Raw genomic sequence first — 19701 nt, forward strand, 5'->3', positions numbered from 1 at the left:
CGTTTCCCGGCAGATGCACGGCGTATCTCATGGTGAGCATCTCAGGACTGCCGGGAGAAACCAGAATGGCCACCCCCTCGCCTCTCCGCGCATACCCCCAGCGAATTCTGATCCGCTGACCCGGGCTAATTCCGGTGAGGGCCGAGGGCGCGGGCCCGCTGGCCCGGGGGCGGCGCCGCCGCCCACGCCCGGCCCGCTTCCGGCGCCGGGCGCCCCATACGCGCGCGGGCCGGACAGCGGGATCGGGAATTGACAGAGCACTTGGCAGTATGCCCTCGACACGTGGCCGAATCGGCAGTCGGTGCACGCCCTCAAGAATTGACATAGAGCTTGGCGACATGCCCTCGGCAGCGCACGGAAATCGGCAACTGTTCGCCGACTCTCCGGTATTGACACCCGTCTGATGGTTACCTACGGTCCGCTGGTCAGGTTTTCCCGATCGCGTCCGAAGGTATTGATGACTCCCTCTGCTATGCCGAAGTCCAGGCAGCAGCTGATTCTTTCCGTTCTCATGGTGTGTTCCCTGCTGATCTGGCTGGACAACACCGTCCTGAGTACCACCCTGGAGACCCTCTCGGACCCGGTCCGGGGACTGAATGCCAGCCCGTCCGAGCTGCAATGGGCCACCGGCTCGTACACGCTCGCCTTCGCCACCCTGATGTTCACCGCGGGCGCCCTGGGCGACCGCTTCGGCCACCGGACCGTGCTCGTGGCGGGCCTGGTGGTCTTCGCAGCGTCCTCGGTGTGGGCGGCGTACGCGGGCGACGCGGGCCAGCTGATCGCCGCCCGGGCCGCGATGGGCGTCGGCAGCGCGCTGATCATGCCTGCGAACCTGGCCGTCCTCATGTGGACCTTCACCGGCCCCGCGCGGTCGACCGCGATCGCCATCTCCTCGACTGCCGCCGGCGTCGGGATGGCCGTGGGCCCGGTGCTGGCCGGGGTGCTCCTCGACCGCTTCTGGTGGGGCTCGGTCTTCCTGGTCAACGTCCCGGTCGTGGTGCTCGCGCTGATCGGTATCGCCCTGCTGGTCCCGAACTTCCGCAGCCCCGTGGCGCGGCCGCTGGACCCGGCCGGGATGCTGCTGTCGATCAGCGGCCTCGCGACGCTCGCCTACGGCCTGATCCGCGCGGGGCAGGTGGCGTCCTGGGGCCGTACGGACGTCTGGGGGCCGATCGTCGGCGGACTGGTCCTGCTGGCCGTGTTCGTGCTCGTCGAACTGCGCGTCAAGGTGCCCAGCTTCGATCCCCGGCTGCTCGCGCAACGCGCCTTCGGCGGCGGCAACGTGGCGCTCGGACTGCTCCTCTTCGCCGTGTCCGCCGTCACCTTCTACAACGCGTTCTACCTGCAGGGCGCACGCGGCTACTCGCCGATGGAGGCGGGCCTGGCCGGCATCCCGACCGCGGTCGGCGCGACCCTGGGGGCGCCCGTCGGCGCGCGCCTGGTGCGCCAGTGGTCGCTGCGGACCGTCACCGTCCCGGCCCTCACCGTCGCGGCACTGACCATGGGCGCGTACGGGCTCTTCGGCCTGGAGACCCCCCTCGTCCGGATCGAGCTCCTGCTGCTGGTCCAGGGCCTCGCCGTCGGCATGGTGCTCGGCCCGGTGACCGCGGCACTGATCAGCACGCTGCCGCTCGAACGGGCCGGCGCCGGGTCGGCCGTCACCAATACCGTGCGGCAGACCGGCAGCGTGATCGGGATCGCCGTCGGCGGCACGATCATGTCGATCGTGTACCGGCGCTCGATCGAGCCCTCGCTGGACGGTGTGCCCGGACCGGTGCGGGAACAGGCGCTGGTCTCCGCCGAACAGGCCCGGCACGTCGCCGACGCGGCCCGGCGGCCCGAACTCGTCCGGGCCGCCGACGAGGCGTTCGTCCACGCCATGCACGTCGGCGCGGTCTGGATCATGCTCATCGGGCTGTTCGGAGCAGCCGTGCTGCTGATCGCCCTGCGCTCGGCCCGAAAGCCCGCGGCAGCCGTACGCGAGGCGGACCACGAGCAGGAAGCCGGCCCGTCCACGACCGAAACGGTTCCTCACGCCGGGGCCGATGCCCGCCCCCGGCGTGAGGGCGAAGGCGTGGGCAGCCACTGATCATGGGCCCCATGCGGAAACTTCCCGATCCGTCGCCGGACAGCCAGGCGACGTACCTGCCGGACCGTCATATGTTCGCCCTGTGGACCTGGTCCGGACGCACCGTGGGGGCGGCCCCGCCGGTCGGTGACATCGAGACCATTCCCCTGGCCGTCCCGACGCCGGACCTCGGCGGGCTGAAGGTGTCCGACGTCGACTGCGCGCTGATCGAGCCGGACCGGCTCGTCGGAGCGCCCCTCGATTCGCCCGGCCGGTCGGTGGACGTCTGGCGGTCGTGGATCGCGGGCGGCGAATCGATCCTGCCGCTCGCGGCGCACGCCGTTCCCGATGCCACGGGTGTCGCCGTGACGACGGCGGAGCACGCCGGCGCCGTCTTCCGGCACACCACCGCCGTGGCGGCCGAACTGCGCACCACGCTCACCGCGAAGCCACGGCCGTACCAGGTACGCGGTGTGAGCTGGCTGCGCGAGACCATCGCCTCGCACGGCGGCGCGGTGCTCGCCGACGAGATGGGACTGGGAAAGACGCTTCAGACCATCGGCTGCGTCGCCGGGCGCGCCGAGGAGGGGCCGCAACTGGTGGTGTGCCCCACCTCGCTGGTCGGGAACTGGGCGCACGAGATCGCGCGGTTCGCCCCCGGCCTGCGGACCGCGATCTGGCGCGGCGGCCCGCTGAAGGCGGTGGAGAGCGGGACGGTCGTGCTCACCGGCTACCCGACGCTCCGCACGCACGGCCCGGCCATGGCCGAGCACCGGTGGAGCACCGCCGTGTTCGACGAAGCACAGGTGCTGAAGAATCCCCGTACGCAGGTGTCGAAGGCCGCGCGCACCATCGCGGCCGACGCGCGGATCGCCCTGACCGGGACGCCCGTCGAGAATCACCTCGAGGAGCTGTGGGCCCTGCTCAACCTGGTCGCACCCCATCTGTTCGGGAACCGGACGCAGTTCCGCCGGCGCTTCGTCCGGCCCATCGCGGACGGCTCCCTCGCCGCCTCCGCCCGACTGCGCGGGGCCATCGAGCCGGTCGTGCTGATGCGGAAGAAGTCCCAGGTCGCGACCTCGCTCCCGCCCAAGATCCATGCCGACCTGATCTGCGACCTCACCGAGGAACAGGAGCGGCTGTACGACGGGTTGCTGGAGCAGGTCATCGACGACGGCTTCGGCAGCGGCGCCCAGCGTCAGACCAGGGTGCTGGCGGTCCTGACCGCGCTCAAGCAGGTCTGCAACCACCCGGGCCTGATCAACGACGACCTCGGTGAGCTGGCAGGAAGGTCGGGAAAGCTCGACCTGTGCACCGACATCGTGGCCAACAACCTGGAGAACGGCTCTCCGACCCTCGTCTTCACCCAGTACCGGCAGACGGGTGAGCTGCTGATCCGGCACTTCGGCGAACAGTTCGGCGTGAGCGCACCGTTCTTCCACGGCGGCCTGAACCAGGAACAACGGGCCGACATCGTGCGCCGGTTCCAGGCCGACGACGGCCCGAAGGTGCTCGTACTCAGCCTGAAGGCCGGCGGCACCGGGCTCACCCTCACCCGCGCGGCCGACGTCATCCACTTCGACCGATGGTGGAATCCGGCCGTGGAGGCGCAGGCGTCCGACCGGGTCCACCGGATCGGCCAGACCCGTACCGTCACCGTCACCACCCTGACCACGGGGACCACCGTCGAGGAGCACATCGCGGCCATGCACTCCCGCAAATCCGCACTGTCGGACATCGCCGACACGTCCAGCGTCGCCGAGTTGACCCGCCTGGACGACGACCGCCTCATCGAGGTCCTGCGCCGGAAGCGAGACAGCTGACCCATGGCCACCCACGACTTCGGTTACACCAAGTGGGGCAAGGACTGGGTCCGGTTCGCCGAGACCTTGCGCCAGACCCGTCCCGATCCCCAACTGCCGAGCGCGCGCCGCATGGCGCGCGACGGGAAGGTGCAGATCACGATCGACGGCCGGACCGTGCGCGCCGTCGTGCACCGCGGCCGCGGCGCCACGGTGACGACGGTCGAGGTGGCGCCGATGTCGCCGGGGGCGACGGCCGAGATCTCCCGTCAGCTGAGCGGTGTCCAGCCCGTCCTCACCGACGATCTCTACGTCACGATCGCCGACGCGGGCCACCCGCCCGCACCGAAACTCCTCGCCGTCACCTGCTCCTGCCCAGCAGGCACCCCGCGGTGCATCCATGAGCTGGCCGTCTACTACGACATGGCACGGCGCATCGACGACGACCCGCGCATCGCTCTCGACGTACAGGGCTTCTTCCGCGGTCCGGCGGACAGCAAGGGAGTGTCCACCGCAGGGACACAGCAGCGGTGGATCGCGCTCAACGCACTGGACCCCGCCGCCTACTTCACGGCGTCCGAGTGACCCGGCCCCTGCCCGGTCTGCTGCGTGTGACAGAAATGGCCCGGACCGTCACGCAACGCCACGCCGCCGTCGCGGCGGAGGACAAGCAAAAGCCCCAGGTCACGGCGAGTGAGTCCTGGGGCTTCTACAGAGCCGCCTTCGGGATTCGAACCCGAGACCTACGCATTACGAGTGCGTTGCTCTGGCCAGCTGAGCTAAGGCGGCACCGCTGGGAAGATGGGAATCTCCCTGGTGGGAGCCTCTCATCAGCAGCGGCGCCAAGTCTACAGGGTTGAACGGGGTGCCCCGAACCACGGTCCCCGGAGGTCAGCAGCGGGCGCCTTCGGCCGGGGGGCGACCCTGCAAGAGGTAGCGGTTGATGGCGGTGTCGACGCAGTCGCTGCCGCGTCCGTACGCCGTGTGGCCGTCGCCGTCATAGGTGAGCAGGGTGCCCGAGTCCAGCTGGCCGGCCAGGGCCTGGGCCCACTTGTACGGGGTCGCCGGGTCCCGGGTCGTGCCGACCACCACGATCGGGGCCGCGCCCTTGGCCGCCAGCGGCTTCGCCTCGCCCGTGGCCTTCACCGGCCAGTACGCGCAGTTCAGGGAGGCCCAGGCCAGGCCCTTCCCGAACACCGGAGAGGCCTTCTCGAAGGAGGGCAGCGCGGCGTCCACCGCTTCCGGGCCGCTGAAGGCGGGCGGCTGGTCGAGGCAGTTCACGGCGGCGTTCGCGTACATGAGGTTCGCGTACGTGCCGTCGCCCTCCCGCTCGTAGTAGCTGTCCGCGAGGGCCAGCAGCGGGGCGCCGTCGCCGTTCATGGCCTCGGTGAGCGCCGTGCGCAGCTGCGGCCACGCGCTCTCGTCGTACAGGGCCGCGATCACACCCGTCGTCGCGAGGGACTCGCCGAGCGGGCGGGCCGGGTCGCCCGAGGGGACCGGCTGGGCGTCGATCTTGCGGAAGAACTCCTTCAGGCGCGCCGCGACCGCGTCCGGATCGCCCTTGCCCAGCGGGCAGTCGGGCTGCTTGGCGCAGTCCTTGGAGAAGGAGCGGAAGGCCGTCTCGAAGCCTTCCGTCTGGTCGCGGTTGAGGTCGAGCGCCGAGCGCGAGGGGTCCATCGCACCGTCCAGGACCAGCCGGCCGACCCGCCCCGGGAAGAGGTTCGCGTACGTCGCCCCGAGGAAGGTCCCGTACGAGGCGCCGACGTAGTTCAGCTTCTCGTCGCCCAGCACCGCCCGGAGCATGTCCATGTCGCGGGCGGCCTCGACGGTGGAGACGTGCGGCAGGATCCGCTTCGAGCGCTCCTCGCAGCCCGCCGCGAACTCCTTGAACGCCGCCACCAGCCGGGCCCGCTCCGCCTCGTCGTCGGGCGTCTGGTCCACCTGGGTGAACTTGTCCATCGCCGGCCCGGTCAGGCATTCGACCGGGCTGCTGCGCGCCACCCCGCGCGGGTCGAAGGAGACCATGTCGTACTGGGCCCGTACGGCGGCCGGGTAGCCGATCCCCGCGTACGCCTGGAGGTAGCCGATCCCGGAGCCGCCGGGCCCGCCCGGATTGACCACGAGGGAGCCGAGCCGCTTGCCCGGCCCCGTCGCCGCCCGGCGGGCCACCGCGAGCTCGACGTCCTGGCCGGAGCCCGGGTCCGCGTAGTCCAGCGGTGCCTTCAACGTGGAGCACTGGAAGCCCGGGACACCGCAGTCGCGCCAGCTCAGCTTCTGCTCGTAGTACGGGCGCAGCGCGGCGGGCACGGCGCTCGGCTCGGCCGAGGCCACGTCCGGACCGCCCGAGGTGCAGCCGGAGAGCAGCAGCCCGGCGGCTGCGATCACGGTCCCAGTGGTACGCAGCAGGCTCCTGGTGTCCATGCCGGGAGCCTACGTGCTGCCCGCCGCCCGCGTCCGGTGACGATCATCGGGGCGACGGCCCGGGCGGCCGACCGCCGACCGGGCCCGCACCGCGCCCGGCCCCGCGCGGGCCCGCTCCCGCGGGCCGTCCCGGATCGCTCGGACGGGTGAACGGTCAGCCCGCGCGCAGTGCCATCGTCATGGCCTCCACCGCGAGCAGCGGCGCCACGTTGCGGTCGAGGGCCTGGCGGCAGGCGATGATCGCCTCGATACGCCGCAAGGTGCGCTCGGGGCCCGAGGCCCGGGCGATCCGGTCGAGGTCCTGGCGTATCTCCTCGTTGGCGATGGCCAGGCCCGAGCCGAGCTGCAGGGCGAGCACGTCCCGGTAGAAGCCCGTCAGGTCGGTCAGCGCCAGGTCGAGGGTGTCGCGCTGGGTACGGGTGCGGCGGCGCTTCTGCCGGTCCTCCAGCTCCTTCATCACCCCGGCCGTGCCCCGGGGCATACGGCTGCCCGCGCCCGCTCCGGCGCCGAGCGCGGCCCTGAGCTCCTCGGTCTCCTTGCCGTCGACCTCTTCCGCGACCTGCTTGGCGTCCTCAGCGGCGGCGTCGACCAGCTCCTGCGCGGCCTTGAGGCAGGCGCCCACGTCGTCGACGCGCAGCGGGAGCCGCAGCACGGCGGCCCGGCGGGTACGGGCCGACTCGTCGGTGGCGAGGCGGCGGGCCCGGTCGATGTGTCCCTGGGTCGCGCGGGCGGCGGCGGCCGCCGCCGCGGGGTCGACGCCGTCCCGGCGGACGAGGACCTCGGCCACCGCGTCCACGGACGGGGTGCGCAGGGTCAGGTGCCGGCAGCGGGAGCGGATGGTGGGCAGCACGTCCTCCAGGGAGGGCGCGCACAGCAGCCACACCGTGCGCGGAGCGGGCTCCTCCACGGCCTTGAGGAGTACGTTGCCCGCGCCCTCGGTGAGCCGGTCGGCATCCTCGAGGACGATGACCTGCCAGCGGCCGACGGCCGGCGAGAGCTGGGCCCGGCGGACCAGGTCGCGGGTCTCCTTCACGCCGATGGACAGCAGGTCGGTACGGACGATCTCCACATCGGCGTGCGTACCGATCATGGTGGTGTGGCAGCCGTCGCAGAATCCGCAGCCCGGTTCACCCCCGAGGGCGCGGTCCGGGCTGACGCACTGGAGGGCGGCCGCGAAGGCACGGGCGGCGGTGGCCCGCCCGGAGCCGGGCGGGCCGGTGAACAGCCAGGCGTGGGTCATCTTGGAGGCGGGCGGCGGCGGGGTGCCCTGCGAGGTGGCCGTGACCAGGGCGTCGGCGTCGCGGGCGGCGGCGGCCAGCTGCGTCTGCACCCGCTCCTGTCCCACCAGGTCGTCCCATACGGGCATCCCGCCCACCGCCTCTCACTGTCCGTGTCGTGTCCTGCTCCCATTGTGGCGCCCGCCACCGACAATCCCGGCCGTCACCGGCCCGCCCGGGTCAGCGGCGGCGGCGCGGTCCCGCGTCCCCGTCGGGCCCGTCCTCGTGGCGCGGGCCGAGCAGTTCGTCGGCCAGGGTCGGCAGGTCGTCCATCGGGGTCGCCTCGGCCCAGTCGGACGGGGTCCGGCGCGGGCGGCCGTCGTCGCCGACGAGGGGCAGCTCGCGGGTCACGTCGTTCCCGGAGTCCCGGAAGATCTCCGGCGGGACCCGGTCGGCCGGGCTCTCCTCGGTCCGCCGGGCCGTCGGCCGCGAGGCCGAACCACTGCGCCCGGACGAGCCCGACGCACCGGACGCACCGGACGCGCCGGCCGAGCGGCTCCGCGCGGCCGGTGCCGCCGGGCCGTCAGGGCGGACGGGCGGCAGTACGGCCGTCTCGTCGGCCGCGCGCGCGGCCGACGGGTCGACGACGGGCACCGGGACGGTCTGGGTCACGTCGTCCGGCTGGACGACCCGCTTGACCACCGGGGTCTCGACGGTGACGGCATCGTCCGGGTGCGGCTGCTGCCGGGGCTGAGCCTGGGGCTGCGGATTGGCCTGCGGCTGCCGCGGGTCCTTGTGCATCGCCACCTTGGGCGCGGGCGCGGCGGGCGCGGGCGCCGCCGGAACGGTCGCCGCAGCGGCGGCCGCGGCCGCCGCGGAGGCCTCCGCCAGCCGGCGTGCCTCCTCCGCCCTCAGCAGGGCCTCCTCGGCCCGCCGCTGCTTCTCCAGCCGGCGTGCCTCGGCCTCGGCCCGCAGCCGGGCCTCCTCCGCGTCCTGGAGCCGGATCCGCTCGGCCTCCGCCGCCCGGGCCCGCTCCTCGGCCTCCACGCGCAGCCGCTCGGCCTCGGCCAGCGCCCGGGCCTCCTCCTCGGCGCGCAGCCGGGCTTCCTCCGCCTCGCGCGCGGCCTCGGCCTCCGCGATCCGGCGGGCTTCCGCGGCCTCCGCCTCGGCCTTGATCCGGGCCTCCTCGGCCTCCCGGGCCAGCCGGGCCTGCTCCTCGGCCTGCAGCCGGGCCTCCTCCGCCTTGCGGGCGGCCTCCGCCTCGGCCTTGCGCCGGGCCTCCTCCTCGGCGAGCCGCCGCGCTTCGAGCTGCGCGGCCACCTCGGCCTCCGAGAGCGGCAGCATCCGGTCCAGGCGGTGCCGTACTACGGTGGTGACCGAGCCGGGGTCCTGGCCGGCGTCGACCACCAGGTAGCGCCCGGGGTCGGAGGCCGCGAGCGTCAGGAAACCGGCCCGCACCCGCTGGTGGAACTCGGTGGGCTCCGACTCCAGCCGGTCCGGCGCCTCGGTGAACCGCTCCCGCGCCGCCTCCGGCGACACGTCGAGCAGCACGGTCAGGTTCGGGACCAGGCCGTCCGTGGCCCAGCGCGAGATCCGGGCGATCTCCGTCGGGGACAGGTCGCGGCCGGCGCCCTGGTAGGCCACCGAGGAGTCGATGTAACGGTCGGAGATGACCACCGCACCCCGCTCCAGGGCGGGCCGGACCACGCTGTCCACGTGCTCCGCGCGGTCGGCGGCGTACAGCAGCGCCTCGGCGCGGTTCGACAGCCCGGCGGAGGAGATGTCCAGCAGGATCGAGCGGAGCCGCTTGCCGACCGGGGTGGCGCCCGGCTCGCGCGTCACGACGACCTCGTGGCCCTTGCCCCGTATCCAGTCGGCGAGCGCCTCGACCTGGGTGGACTTGCCGGCCCCGTCGCCGCCCTCCAGGGCGATGAAGAACCCGGTCGTGGAGGGGGCCTGCACCGGTTCCCCGCCGCGCAGGGCCTCGCGCAGGTCCCGGCGCAGCGGTACGCCGCTCCGGTCGTCGGCCTTGGCGAGCACCACCGCGGCGACGGGCAGCAGCAGCGCGCCGACCAGCATCAGGGTGAAGGCGGCGCCGCCGTGCGGGAGGATTCCCTCTCCGCCGGCCAGCCGGTGCGGGCCGATGCCCGCCGCCAGCAGCGGGGCCGCGACGGCGCCCACGGCCACGGCCACCCGGACCACGGCCTGGAGGTGTTCGGTGACCCGGGACCGGCGGAACTCCTCGGTCTCCTGGTCGAGCAGGACGTGCGCGGCGTTGGCCGCCACACCGGCGGCGGTGCCGGCGAGCAGCGCCAGGAACAGCACGGTCGCCGTGTCCAGCACCAGCCCGGTCAGCAGCAGCGCGAGCCCGGCGACCGCCGTGGCCAGGGCCAGCAGTCGGCGCCGGGACAGCCCGGGCAGCACCTTGCCGGCCTGGTTGGCACGGATGCCCAGCCCGGTGCCGCCGACGAGGGCCAGCACCAGCAGGGCGTACGAGGACGGGCCGCCGCCCAGGTCGAAGGCGTGCAGGACGGACACCGAGGCGGCGGAGGCGATGGCTCCGGCGACGGCGGCGCAGGTCAGGACGAGCAGCGGGATCGCGCCCGTACGCCCCTTCTCGGGCCGGTCGCCCGCCCGGGGGGTCCGCAGCCCCTCCAGCGGGGAGCGCGGCCTCGGGGTCTTGGTGGCGGGCAGTGCCAGCGGCAGCAGCAGCGAGACGGAGGCGGCGAACAGCCCGGCGGCCACGTACGAGCCCAGCGCCGACTGGTTCTCGGCGAACCAGTCCACGCCGAGGCCCAGCGCCCGCCCGACCAGGGTCGCGACGAGCAGCGCGGCGGCCGCGACGGGCATCGCGGCGAAGGCGGTGCGCAGGGTCAGGCGCCGCAGCGCGTCCAGGTGGTCCGGGAGCGGCCGTACGGTGGCCCCCTCCGGCGGCGGCACGGGCAGCAGGGCCGGGGCGGCGCTCTCCTTGGCCAGGGTCCACAGCCGCTCGGCGGCGCCGGAGACGAACACGGTGGCGAGCAGCGCGATCGTGGCGTGTGCCGGGATCCAGTCCAGCCAGAGCGGGGCGACGACGAAGAGCGCTATCCGCAGCCCGTCGGCGCCGACCATCGTCCAGCGCCGGTCCAGGGCCCCGCCGGGAGCGGTGAGCTTGGCCAGCGGGCCGAGCAGGACGGCGCCGAACAGCACGGTGGCGAGGATCCGCACCCCGAACACGGCGGCGACGGCGAAGGCCGCGCCCCGGTAGCCGTCGCCGAAGAGCCCCCCGGGGGCCGCGGTGACCGTGGCCTGGAGGGTCAGCAGCACCAGGACCAGCAGGGCGAGGGCATCGCCGATGCCGCTCACCAGCTGGGCGCTCCACAGCCGGCGCAGCCCGGGGGTGCGCAGCAGCGCGCGCACCGCTCGCTCGCGGGAATCCGCGGCCAGGGCTTCGTCGTAGGTGGGGTTCTCGGAGGCGGTCACGACCGTTGGCTGCTCGGCTCGCGTCATCCGCCCAGCCTATCCGCTGCGCCTGGCAGGTGCGGGGGCCTGTGGACAAGGTCGGATGTGACCCCGCACCCACCTTCGGCGCCCGGGGCGCACCCCGGACCCCGCGCGGCGCGGAACGTCCGAGGGCCCCGCGCGGATCGCGCGGGGCCCTCGGACGTACATGCCGTGCGTGCCGTGCGTACGGCCTGCCGGCCGGCCGGAGACTATTCGTCCGACGCCGCCGGAGCGGCCGCGGCCTTCTTCGCGGCAGCCGTGGTCTTCTTCGCGGCGGTGGTCTTCTTCGCCGCGGCCGTCGTCTTCTTCGCGGCGGCGGTCTTCGCCGTCGCCGTCGCCTTCTTCGCCGGGGCCTTCTTGGCGGGCGCCTTCTTCACGGCCTTCTTCGCCGTCTTCTTCGCCGGCGCCTTGGCGCGCTTCTCCGCGAGCAGCTCGTAGCCCCGCTCCGGCGTGATCGTCTCGACGTCGTCGTCCCGCCGCAGCGTCGCGTTCGTCTCGCCGTCCGTCACGTACGGCCCGAAGCGGCCGTCCTTGACCACCACCGGCTTCTCGCTCACCGGGTCGGTGCCCAGCTCCTTGAGCGGCGGCTTGGCCGCGGCCCGGCCGCGCTGCTTGGGCTGCGCGTAGATCGCGAGCGCCTGCTCCAGCGTGATCGAGAAGAGCTGGTCCTCGGTCTCCAGCGACCGCGAGTCCGTGCCCTTCTTCAGGTACGGGCCGTAGCGGCCGTTCTGGGCCGTGATCTCCACGCCCTCCGCGTCCGCGCCGACGACCCGCGGCAGGGACATCAGCTTGAGCGCGTCGGCCAGGGTCACCGTGTCCAGGCTCATCGACTGGAACAGCGAGGCCGTCCGCGGCTTGACGGCGTTCTTGCCCGTCTTCGGGGTGCCCTCGGGCAGGATCTCGGTCACGTACGGCCCGTAGCGGCCGTCCTTCGCGACGATCTGGTTCCCGCTGACCGGGTCGGCGCCCAGCTCGAACTCGCCGCTCGGCTTCGCGAAGAGCTCCTCCGCGTACTCCACGGTCAGCTCGTCCGGCGCCAGTTCCTCCGGCACGTCCGCCCGCTGGTGGCCCTCGGCGTCCTTCTCGCCGCGCTCCACGTACGGCCCGTAACGGCCGACGCGCAGCACGATGCCCTCGCCGACGGGGAAGGAGGAGATCTCCCGGGCGTCGATCGCGCCCAGGTCGGTCACCAGCTCCTTCAGGCCGCCGAGGTGGTCGCCGTCGGCCGGTACGACCTCGGTCGCGTCCTCCGAGCCGAAGTAGAACCGCTTCAGCCACGGCACGGACTGGGCCTCGCCCCGCGCGATGCGGTCGAGGTCGTCCTCCATCTTGGCGGTGAAGTCGTAGTCGACGAGGCGCCCGAAGTGCGTCTCCAGGAGGTTCACCACGGCGAACGACAGGAAGGACGGGACGAGCGCCGTGCCCTTCTTGAAGACGTAGCCGCGGTCGAGGATCGTGCCGATGATCGACGCGTACGTCGACGGGCGGCCGATCTCCCGCTCCTCCAGCTCCTTGACCAGCGAGGCCTCGGTGTAGCGGGCCGGCGGCTTGGTCGAGTGGCCGTCGGCCGTGATCTCCTCGGCCGTCAGCGCGTCGCCCTCGGCGACCTGCGGGAGGCGCTTCTCGCGGTCGTCGAGCTCGGCGTTCGGGTCGTCCGCGCCCTCGACGTAGGCCTTCATGAAGCCGTGGAAGGTGATCGTCTTGCCGGACGCCGAGAATTCCGCGTCCCGCCCGTCGCTCGCCCGGCCGCCGATCTTCACGGTGACCGAGTTGCCGACCGCGTCCTTCATCTGGGAGGCGACGGTCCGCTTCCAGATCAGTTCGTACAGACGGAACTGGTCGCCGGTCAGGCCGGTCTCGGCCGGGGTGCGGAAACGATCACCCGAGGGACGGATCGCCTCGTGCGCCTCCTGCGCGTTCTTGACCTTGCCCGCGTAGACGCGCGGCTTCTCCGGCAGGTAGTCGGCCCCGTAGAGCTGCGTGACCTGCGCCCGCGCCGCCGACACCGCGGTGTCGGACAGCGTGGTGGAGTCCGTACGCATGTAGGTGATGAAGCCGTTCTCGTACAGCTTCTGCGCCACCTGCATCGTCGCCTTCGCACCGAAGCCCAGCTTGCGCGAGGCCTCCTGCTGGAGCGTCGTCGTGCGGAACGGGGCGTACGGGGAGCGGCGGTACGGCTTGGACTCGACCGAGCGGACCGCGAACGAGGTCTGCGCCAGGGCGGCGGCCAGGGCCCGCGCGTTCGCCTCGTCGAGGTGCAGCACCTCGCTCTTGAGCTGCCCGTTCGAGCCGAAGTCGCGGCCCTGGGCGACGCGCTTGCCGTCCACCGTGTTCAGGCGGGCGACCAGGGTCGAGGGGTCGGAGGCGTCACCGGCGCGGCCGGTGCCGAAGGTGCCGGTCAGGTCCCAGTACTCGGCGCTGCGGAACGCGATCCGCTCGCGCTCCCGCTCGACGACGAGGCGGGTGGCCACCGACTGGACGCGCCCGGCGGACAGCCGCGGCATGACCTTCTTCCACAGGACCGGCGAGACCTCGTAGCCGTAGAGGCGGTCGAGGATGCGGCGGGTTTCCTGGGCGTCGACCATGCGCTGGTTCAGCTCGCGCGGGTTGGCGACGGCGTCGCGGATCGCGTCCTTGGTGATCTCGTGGAAGACCATCCGGTGGACGGGGACCTTGGGCTTGAGCACTTCCTGCAGGTGCCACGCGATGGCTTCGCCCTCGCGGTCCTCATCGGTGGCGAGGAAGAGTTCGTCGGACTCGGCCAGCAGCTCCTTGAGCTTGCGGACCTGCGCCTTCTTGTCCGCGTTGACGACGTAGATCGGCGCGAAGTCGTGCTCGACGTCCACGCCGAGACGGCGGACCTCGCCGGTGTACTTGTCGGGAACCTCGGCCGCGCCGTTCGGGAGGTCGCGGATGTGCCCGACGCTCGCCTCGACGACGTATCCCGGGCCGAGGTAGCCCTTGATCGTCTTCGCCTTGGCAGGGGACTCGACGATGACGAGTCGGCGGCCGCCCTTTGCGGTCTCGCTAGTCGGGGACAACTTGGCTCTTCTCTCCGGTCGGCACTCGGTCGCGGTACGGCGACGCTGCGGAGTGTGACGGTACAACCCGCCCCCGTGTCAAACGGCACAAGCCCGCAACGGCCACTCGAACGGTAACCCGACAAGTGCCATTTCTGCCGCCCGGATGCCGCGCCGGACCCCTCCCGGTCACCGGGCAGAGTGGCCAAAGGGCCGTCTGGCCCCGCCCCCGCACCCGCCGCGACGTCGGATTTCACACCCCAACGGAGATCATTGCGGGTCCGCGCCTCAGAACCGCTGGAGACACCAGACTCCGAGGGCCAGCGACCCCGCGCCGGCCAGCAGTGCCAACGGTACGGCCACGACGGGGCGCACGCCCTCAGCCACCGGCGCGCGGTGCAGGACGCGCGCCCCCGTCCAGGCCAGCAGAGCGGCTCCGAACAGCAGGAAGACGGCTGCCGCGAAGATCGCCGGACCGCTCTCCATGCCGTTCCCCTTTTCCCCCGGGCCGCTCGGGGATCCCCCCGGATCCCGCTGTGTCCAGGAGACTGCCAGCCATGGGGGTACGGCGGGCGAACCCGGGGTTACATCCTGGGTACGCCGCCCCGCGCGTCCGGTCGTACGCCGCCCCGCGCGGCCGGGCCCTAGCCCGCCGCCGGTCCCTGCACGGGCTCCAGGAACCCCTGCTCCACCAGCATCCGGATCGCCTCCGGGGTCCGGTCCCGCAGGACGACCGGGTCCTCCTCGACCAGCTGTGCGATGGCGTCCAGGATCCGGCCCGCGCTGAGTGACCCGTCACACACCCCGGCGAAGCCGGCGCCGACCGTGTCGACCTTGGTGGCCCGGCGCATCCCGCGGTTCTGCCGCAGCACCACGTGTTCCGGATCCTCCGCCCCGGGCGCGCCGACCTGCTCCTGGACGACCTCCTCGGTGAGCTGGAAGTACGCCGCCAGCAGGGCGGCGTCGTCGTGCTCGCGCAGGTAGTCCTGGCGGGCGAAGTGCGCGAGGACGGTCTCGCCGAGCGGCTGTTCGACGGAGTGCGGCCACTCCTCGACCACGATCGAGGGCTCGGCCGCGTCCGTACGGCGCAGGGTGATCCAGCCGAAGCCGATGGCCTTGGTCTTGCGGGCCTCGAACTCCTCCAGCCAGTCCTCGTAGCGCTGCGCGTACTCGGCCGGGTCGGCGCGGTGGTCGCCCGCGTCGCGCAGCCACAGCTCCGCGTACTGGGTGACGTCCTGGACGTCGCGCTGGACGATCCAGGCGTCGCAGCCGCGCGGCACCCAGGAGCGCACCCGGTCGTGCCAGTCCTCGCCCTCGACGTGCTGCCAGTTGCCGAGGAACTGCGCGTACCCGCCCGGGGCGAGGTGGGCCCCGGCCTGCTGGACGAGGGTCCGGCAGAGGTCGTCGCCGCCCATCCCGCCGTCCCGGTAGGTGAGCCGGGCGCCGGGCGAGATCACGAAGGGCGGGTTGGACACGATCAGGTCGTACGTGGCCTCGCCGACGGGCTCGAACAGGGAACCGGCGAGCAGTTCGGCCTCCGGCGCGCCGGACAGCGCCAGCGTCAGACGGGTGAATTCCAGCGCGCGCGGGTTGACGTCGGTGGCGGTGACCCGGGTGGCGTGCTGGGCGGCGTGCAGGGCCTGGATGCCGGATCCGGTGCCCAGGTCGAGGGCCGAGCCGACGGGGACGCGGACGGTGATCCCGGCCAGGGTGGTGGAGGCGCCGCCGACTCCGAGGACGACGCCCTCCTCGCGGCTGCCGATCCCGCTGGCCCCGCCGACGGCGCAGCCGAGGTCCGAGACGATGAACCAGTCCTCGCCGTCCGGGCCGCCGAACGGGCGTACGTCCACGGTGGCGTGCACCTCGTCGCCCTCCCGGCGCAGCCAGCCGTCGGCGAGCGCGTCCTCGACGGGCAGCGCGGCCGCGGCGTGCACCCGGGGCACGGGGCTCTGGAGGAGGAACAGCCGGACCAGGCTCGCGAGCGGGCTGTCACCGTGGCTGCGGGCGGCGCGCAGGGCGGGCACCGTCTCGCTGCGGGCGAGCGCGGCGTAGGCGGGGGCGCCGAGCAGGTCGAGCAGCCCGTCGGCGGTGAAACCGGCGGCGAGCAGGGCGGCGCGGAGTCCGGCGGCGCGGTCGGGCTTGGGGAGGCTGGTGGTACTCACGTGTCCATTGTGGCCGCTGGCACCGGCATTGCGTACGACCACGACACGCGACCGGGCGGGCCGGGCGGACCCACGGCCCGCCCGGACACGCGCCGGGGGCGGCCGGGCCCCCTGCGGAGCGCGGCTGCCCCCGGCGGCGGTGGCGCTCAGCCCGAGCTGGGCTGGACGTCCGTGCTGACCTTGCAACCCTGCTGGTTGTAGATCACCTTCAGGCCCGTCGAGTTGAGCTTCTGCTTGCTCGCCGTCTCGTTGGCCGCGACCTCGGTGAGACCGCCGGCGACCTGCTGGAGGCCCTCGGCGAACTTCGCCTGGTCCTTGGCGTCGAGCGCGTCGATCTTCGTCTTGAGGTCGACGTAGCCCTTGGAGATCTCGTCGTAGCTCTTCACGACGGCCGCCGCGGCGGTCTTGCCGTCCGCGACCGGCGGTTCGCCGGCGGCGGTGAGGGCTCCGCCCATGCTCTTGTAGGCCTCGGACAGCGTCTGGAACGCGGCCGAGTCGGTCTTCTGGACCTCCTCGGGCTTGCTGCTCTGCGTGGCCACCCGCTTCAGCTCGTCGTTGGTGTCCTTGATCTTGGTGAGCTCTGGCTCCCACTTGTCGCAGACCTTCTTGGCCCAGGCGTCGGCCTTCTTGGCGCCGTCGTCCCCGTCACCGCCGCAGCCGGACAGGACGAGCATCAGTACCGCACCGCCGGACACCGCGGCCGCAAGCTTCTTGTTCACCGGATTGGTCCCTTCGAAGGCTCTCGGCCCGGAAGATACACGCCCTCCATCCGGGTACGCACAAAGGCGGACAGACGGCGCGTCAGTCCGCGCCGCCCGTCCGCCGTTCGGGCGTACCTTCGAGCCCGCCCGGGCTCAAGCGGTCAGGAGACCACCGCCGGGTCGGCCTGCTTGGCCACCCGCTCGGCCGCTGTGCCCTCGTCGTCGCCGACGGCGATGCCGCGGCGCTTGGAGACGTACACGGCGCCGATGATGACCGCGATCGCGAGGACCGCGACGACGGCCCGTACGGTCGGGCTGGTGTCCTCGCCGTAGCTGAACTGGATGACGGCCGGGGCGATCAGCAGCGCCACCAGGTTCATGACCTTGAGCAGCGGGTTGATGGCCGGGCCGGCGGTGTCCTTGAACGGGTCGCCGACGGTGTCGCCGATGACGACCGCGGCGTGGGCCTCGCTGCCCTTGCCGCCGTGGTGGCCGTCCTCGACGAGCTTCTTCGCGTTGTCCCACGCACCACCGGAGTTGGCGAGGAAGACCGCCATCAGGGTGCCGGTGCCGATGGCACCCGCGAGGAAGGAGCCGAGCGCGCCGACGCCGAGGGAGAAGCCCACCGCGATCGGGGTGAGGACGGCGAGCAGCCCGGGCGTGGCGAGTTCGCGCAGCGCGTCCTTGGTGCAGATGTCCACGACGCGCCCGTACTCGGGCTTCTCGGTGTAGTCCATGATCCCGGGGTGCTCGCGGAACTGGCGGCGCACCTCGTAGACGACGGCGCCCGCGGAGCGGGAGACGGCGTTGATGGCCAGGCCCGAGAAGAGGAACACGACGGCCGCGCCCAGGATCAGGCCGACCAGGTTGTTGGGCTGGGCGATGTCGAGGCTGAGGTTCATCTCCCCGGCCTTGGCCCCGACCTCCTTCACGGCGGTCGCGATGGCGTCGTTGTACGAGCCGAAGAGCGCGGCGGCGGCGAGCACGGCCGTCGCGATGGCGATGCCCTTGGTGATGGCCTTGGTGGTGTTGCCGACGGCGTCGAGGTCGGTGAGCACCTGGGCGCCGGCTCCCTGGACGTCGCCGGACATCTCGGCGATGCCCTGGGCGTTGTCGGAGACCGGGCCGAAGGTGTCCATGGCGACGATGACGCCGACGGTGGTGAGCAGGCCGGTGCCGGCCAGGGCCACCGCGAACAGCGCCAGCATGATCGAGGTGCCGCCGAGCAGGAAGGCCCCGTAGACGCCGAGGCCGATGAGCAGGGCGGTGTAGACGGCGGATTCCAGGCCGACGGAGATGCCGGCGAGGATGACGGTGGCCGCGCCGGTCAGCGAGGACTTGCCGATGTCCCGGACGGGACGGCGGTTGGTCTCGGTGAAGTAGCCGGTCAGCTGCTGGATGAGGGCCGCGAGCACGATGCCGATGGCGACGGCGACGACGGCCAGGACGCGCGGGTCCCCGGAGTGGTTGGAGATCGCCGCGTCCTCGACGCCGACCAGCTCCTTGTAGGTGGCCGGGAGGTAGGCGTAGACGGCGATCCCGACGAGGACCAGGGAGATCACCGCGGAGATGAAGAAGCCGCGGTTGATCGCGGTCATCCCGCTGCGGTCGGAGCGCTTCGGCGCGACCGCGAAGATGCCGATCATGGCGGTGATGACGCCGATGGCGGGCACGATCAGCGGGAAGGCGAGGCCCAGGTCGCCGAAGGCGGCCTTGCCGAGGATCAGGGCGGCCACGAGGGTGACGGCGTAGGACTCGAAGAGGTCGGCCGCCATCCCCGCGCAGTCGCCGACGTTGTCGCCCACGTTGTCGGCGATGGTCGCGGCATTGCGCGGATCGTCCTCCGGAATGCCCTGCTCGACCTTGCCGACCAGGTCGGCGCCGACGTCGGCGGCCTTCGTGAAGATGCCGCCGCCCACGCGCATGAACATCGCGATGAGCGCGGCGCCGAGCCCGAAGCCCTCCAGGACCTTGGGGGCGTCGGCGGCGTAGACCAGGACGACGCAGGAGGCGCCGAGCAGGCCGAGGCCGACGGTGAACATGCCGACGACGCCGCCCGTGCGGAAGGCGATCTTCATGGCCTTGTGGGCCACGTCGGTGAGGTCCTTGGCGGGTTCGCCCTCGGCGGGGGTGGCCTCGCGGGCGGCCGCGGCGACGCGGACGTTGGCGCGGACCGCGAGGCGCATGCCGATGTATCCGGTGGCGGCCGAGAAGATCGCGCCGACGAGGAAGAAGGCGGACCGCCCTCCGCGCTGCGTCCAGTCGTCGGCGGGGAGCAGGAAGAGCAGGAAGAAGACCACGACGGCGAAGATGCCGAGGGTGCGCAACTGGCGCCCGAGGTAGGCGTTGGCGCCTTCCTGAACGGCCGCGGCGATCTTCTTCATGCTGTCGGTGCCCTCGTCGGCCGCGAGGACCTGGCGGACCAGGATCTGCGCGACGACGAGGGCGGCGAGCGCGACGCCCGCGATGACGAACACGATGAGCCGATTGTCATCGGTGAGTACTGCGGCTGCCAGATCATTGACGCGATCGGGCGCGATAGGGGTGAAGAGCCCCGTCATTCGTCCTCCTTGACGTGATGAGCTCAAGATGTGGACGGATTGTAGGGAGCGCGCCCTGATCAAAACAGTGGGCGTGAAACGCAATTGGCCTGCTCTTGCTCCTCAGCAATAGATCACGTCACTCCATTACCCCCGAAAGAAGTAATGGGGCAAAGGCATTGACGGTCGATCAGTGATCTAGGAATTTGCCGGGAAAATGAAAAAGGCCCTGCTCAGCAGGGCCTTGATAAAGATCGGAAGATACGACGGGGAACGGCACCGTCAAG

11 protein-coding genes and 1 tRNA gene are annotated in these 19701 nt (G+C 72.4%); 3 read left to right on the forward strand and 9 right to left on the reverse strand.

What is annotated here, in order from left to right; all coding sequences use genetic code 11:
- Window positions 1-472: 472 nt before the first annotated feature.
- From OOK31_RS18835 to OOK31_RS18845, 3 genes are read left to right on the forward strand one after another with little or no spacing between them, the layout of a single operon-like run.
- Window positions 473-2089, forward strand: a complete 1617-nt coding sequence (locus OOK31_RS18835) for an MFS transporter (protein ID WP_267088431.1) — start codon at window positions 473-475, stop codon at window positions 2087-2089.
- Between the two features lie 11 nt (window positions 2090-2100).
- Entirely contained in the window at window positions 2101-3891 is a 1791-nt protein-coding gene (locus OOK31_RS18840) for a DEAD/DEAH box helicase (RefSeq protein WP_267088432.1), read from the forward strand.
- 3 nt (window positions 3892-3894) lie between these two features.
- A complete protein-coding gene (locus OOK31_RS18845) occupies window positions 3895-4455 on the forward strand; it encodes a hypothetical protein (RefSeq protein WP_267088433.1) in 561 nt (186 codons plus the stop codon).
- A 130-nt stretch (window positions 4456-4585) separates the two neighbouring features.
- Here the strand turns inward: OOK31_RS18845 and OOK31_RS18850 are convergent.
- The 9 genes from OOK31_RS18850 to OOK31_RS18890 all read right to left on the reverse strand — a co-directional run bounded on the left by OOK31_RS18850 (window position 4586) and on the right by OOK31_RS18890 (window position 19435).
- Window positions 4586-4659 (reverse strand) — tRNA-Thr (locus tag OOK31_RS18850).
- 102 nt (window positions 4660-4761) lie between these two features.
- The gene (locus OOK31_RS18855; RefSeq protein WP_267088434.1) at window positions 4762-6291 is read right to left on the reverse strand and encodes an alpha/beta hydrolase; all 1530 of its coding nucleotides are present in this window, start codon (window positions 6289-6291) and stop codon (window positions 4762-4764) included.
- A 154-nt stretch (window positions 6292-6445) separates the two neighbouring features.
- Window positions 6446-7657, reverse strand: coding sequence for a DNA polymerase III subunit delta' (locus OOK31_RS18860; protein ID WP_267088435.1), 1212 nt, complete (start codon window positions 7655-7657; stop codon window positions 6446-6448).
- 91 nt (window positions 7658-7748) lie between these two features.
- On the reverse strand, window positions 7749-10997 hold the full coding sequence (gene tmk / locus OOK31_RS18865; protein WP_267088436.1) for a dTMP kinase: 3249 nt from the start codon (window positions 10995-10997) through the stop codon (window positions 7749-7751).
- 203 nt (window positions 10998-11200) lie between these two features.
- Window positions 11201-14032: a type I DNA topoisomerase gene (gene topA / locus OOK31_RS18870; RefSeq protein ID WP_267088437.1), complete on the reverse strand. Its 2832-nt coding sequence runs from the start codon at window positions 14030-14032 to the stop codon at window positions 11201-11203.
- Window positions 14033-14299: 267 nt separating this feature from the next.
- Window positions 14300-14497, reverse strand: a complete 198-nt coding sequence (locus tag OOK31_RS18875; protein ID WP_267088438.1) for a hypothetical protein — start codon at window positions 14495-14497, stop codon at window positions 14300-14302.
- Between the two features lie 158 nt (window positions 14498-14655).
- Window positions 14656-16173, reverse strand: a complete 1518-nt coding sequence (locus tag OOK31_RS18880) for a methyltransferase (RefSeq protein ID WP_267088439.1) — start codon at window positions 16171-16173, stop codon at window positions 14656-14658.
- 146 nt (window positions 16174-16319) lie between these two features.
- The gene (locus OOK31_RS18885) at window positions 16320-16892 is read right to left on the reverse strand and encodes a small secreted protein (RefSeq protein ID WP_267088440.1); all 573 of its coding nucleotides are present in this window, start codon (window positions 16890-16892) and stop codon (window positions 16320-16322) included.
- A 143-nt stretch (window positions 16893-17035) separates the two neighbouring features.
- Entirely contained in the window at window positions 17036-19435 is a 2400-nt protein-coding gene (locus OOK31_RS18890) for a sodium-translocating pyrophosphatase (RefSeq protein ID WP_267088441.1), read from the reverse strand.
- Window positions 19436-19701: the final 266 nt, after the last annotated feature.

This window comes from Streptomyces sp. NBC_00249, assembly GCF_026342355.1.
Lineage (GTDB): Bacteria > Actinomycetota > Actinomycetes > Streptomycetales > Streptomycetaceae > Streptomyces.

What these genes read in the sequence shown, in the direction of transcription:
- OOK31_RS18835 (WP_267088431.1), top strand. Translation starts at nt 473, where the DNA reads ATGCCGAAGTCCAGGCAGCAGCTGATTCTTTCCGTTCTCATGGTGTGT.
- OOK31_RS18840 (WP_267088432.1), top strand. Translation starts at nt 2,101, where the DNA reads ATGCGGAAACTTCCCGATCCGTCGCCGGACAGCCAGGCGACGTACCTG.
- OOK31_RS18845 (WP_267088433.1), top strand. Translation starts at nt 3,895, where the DNA reads ATGGCCACCCACGACTTCGGTTACACCAAGTGGGGCAAGGACTGGGTC.
- OOK31_RS18855 (WP_267088434.1), bottom strand. Translation starts at nt 6,291, where the DNA reads ATGGACACCAGGAGCCTGCTGCGTACCACTGGGACCGTGATCGCAGCC.
- OOK31_RS18860 (WP_267088435.1), bottom strand. Translation starts at nt 7,657, where the DNA reads ATGCCCGTATGGGACGACCTGGTGGGACAGGAGCGGGTGCAGACGCAG.
- tmk (WP_267088436.1), bottom strand. Translation starts at nt 10,997, where the DNA reads ATGACGCGAGCCGAGCAGCCAACGGTCGTGACCGCCTCCGAGAACCCC.
- OOK31_RS18875 (WP_267088438.1), bottom strand. Translation starts at nt 14,497, where the DNA reads ATGGAGAGCGGTCCGGCGATCTTCGCGGCAGCCGTCTTCCTGCTGTTC.
- OOK31_RS18890 (WP_267088441.1), bottom strand. Translation starts at nt 19,435, where the DNA reads ATGACGGGGCTCTTCACCCCTATCGCGCCCGATCGCGTCAATGATCTG.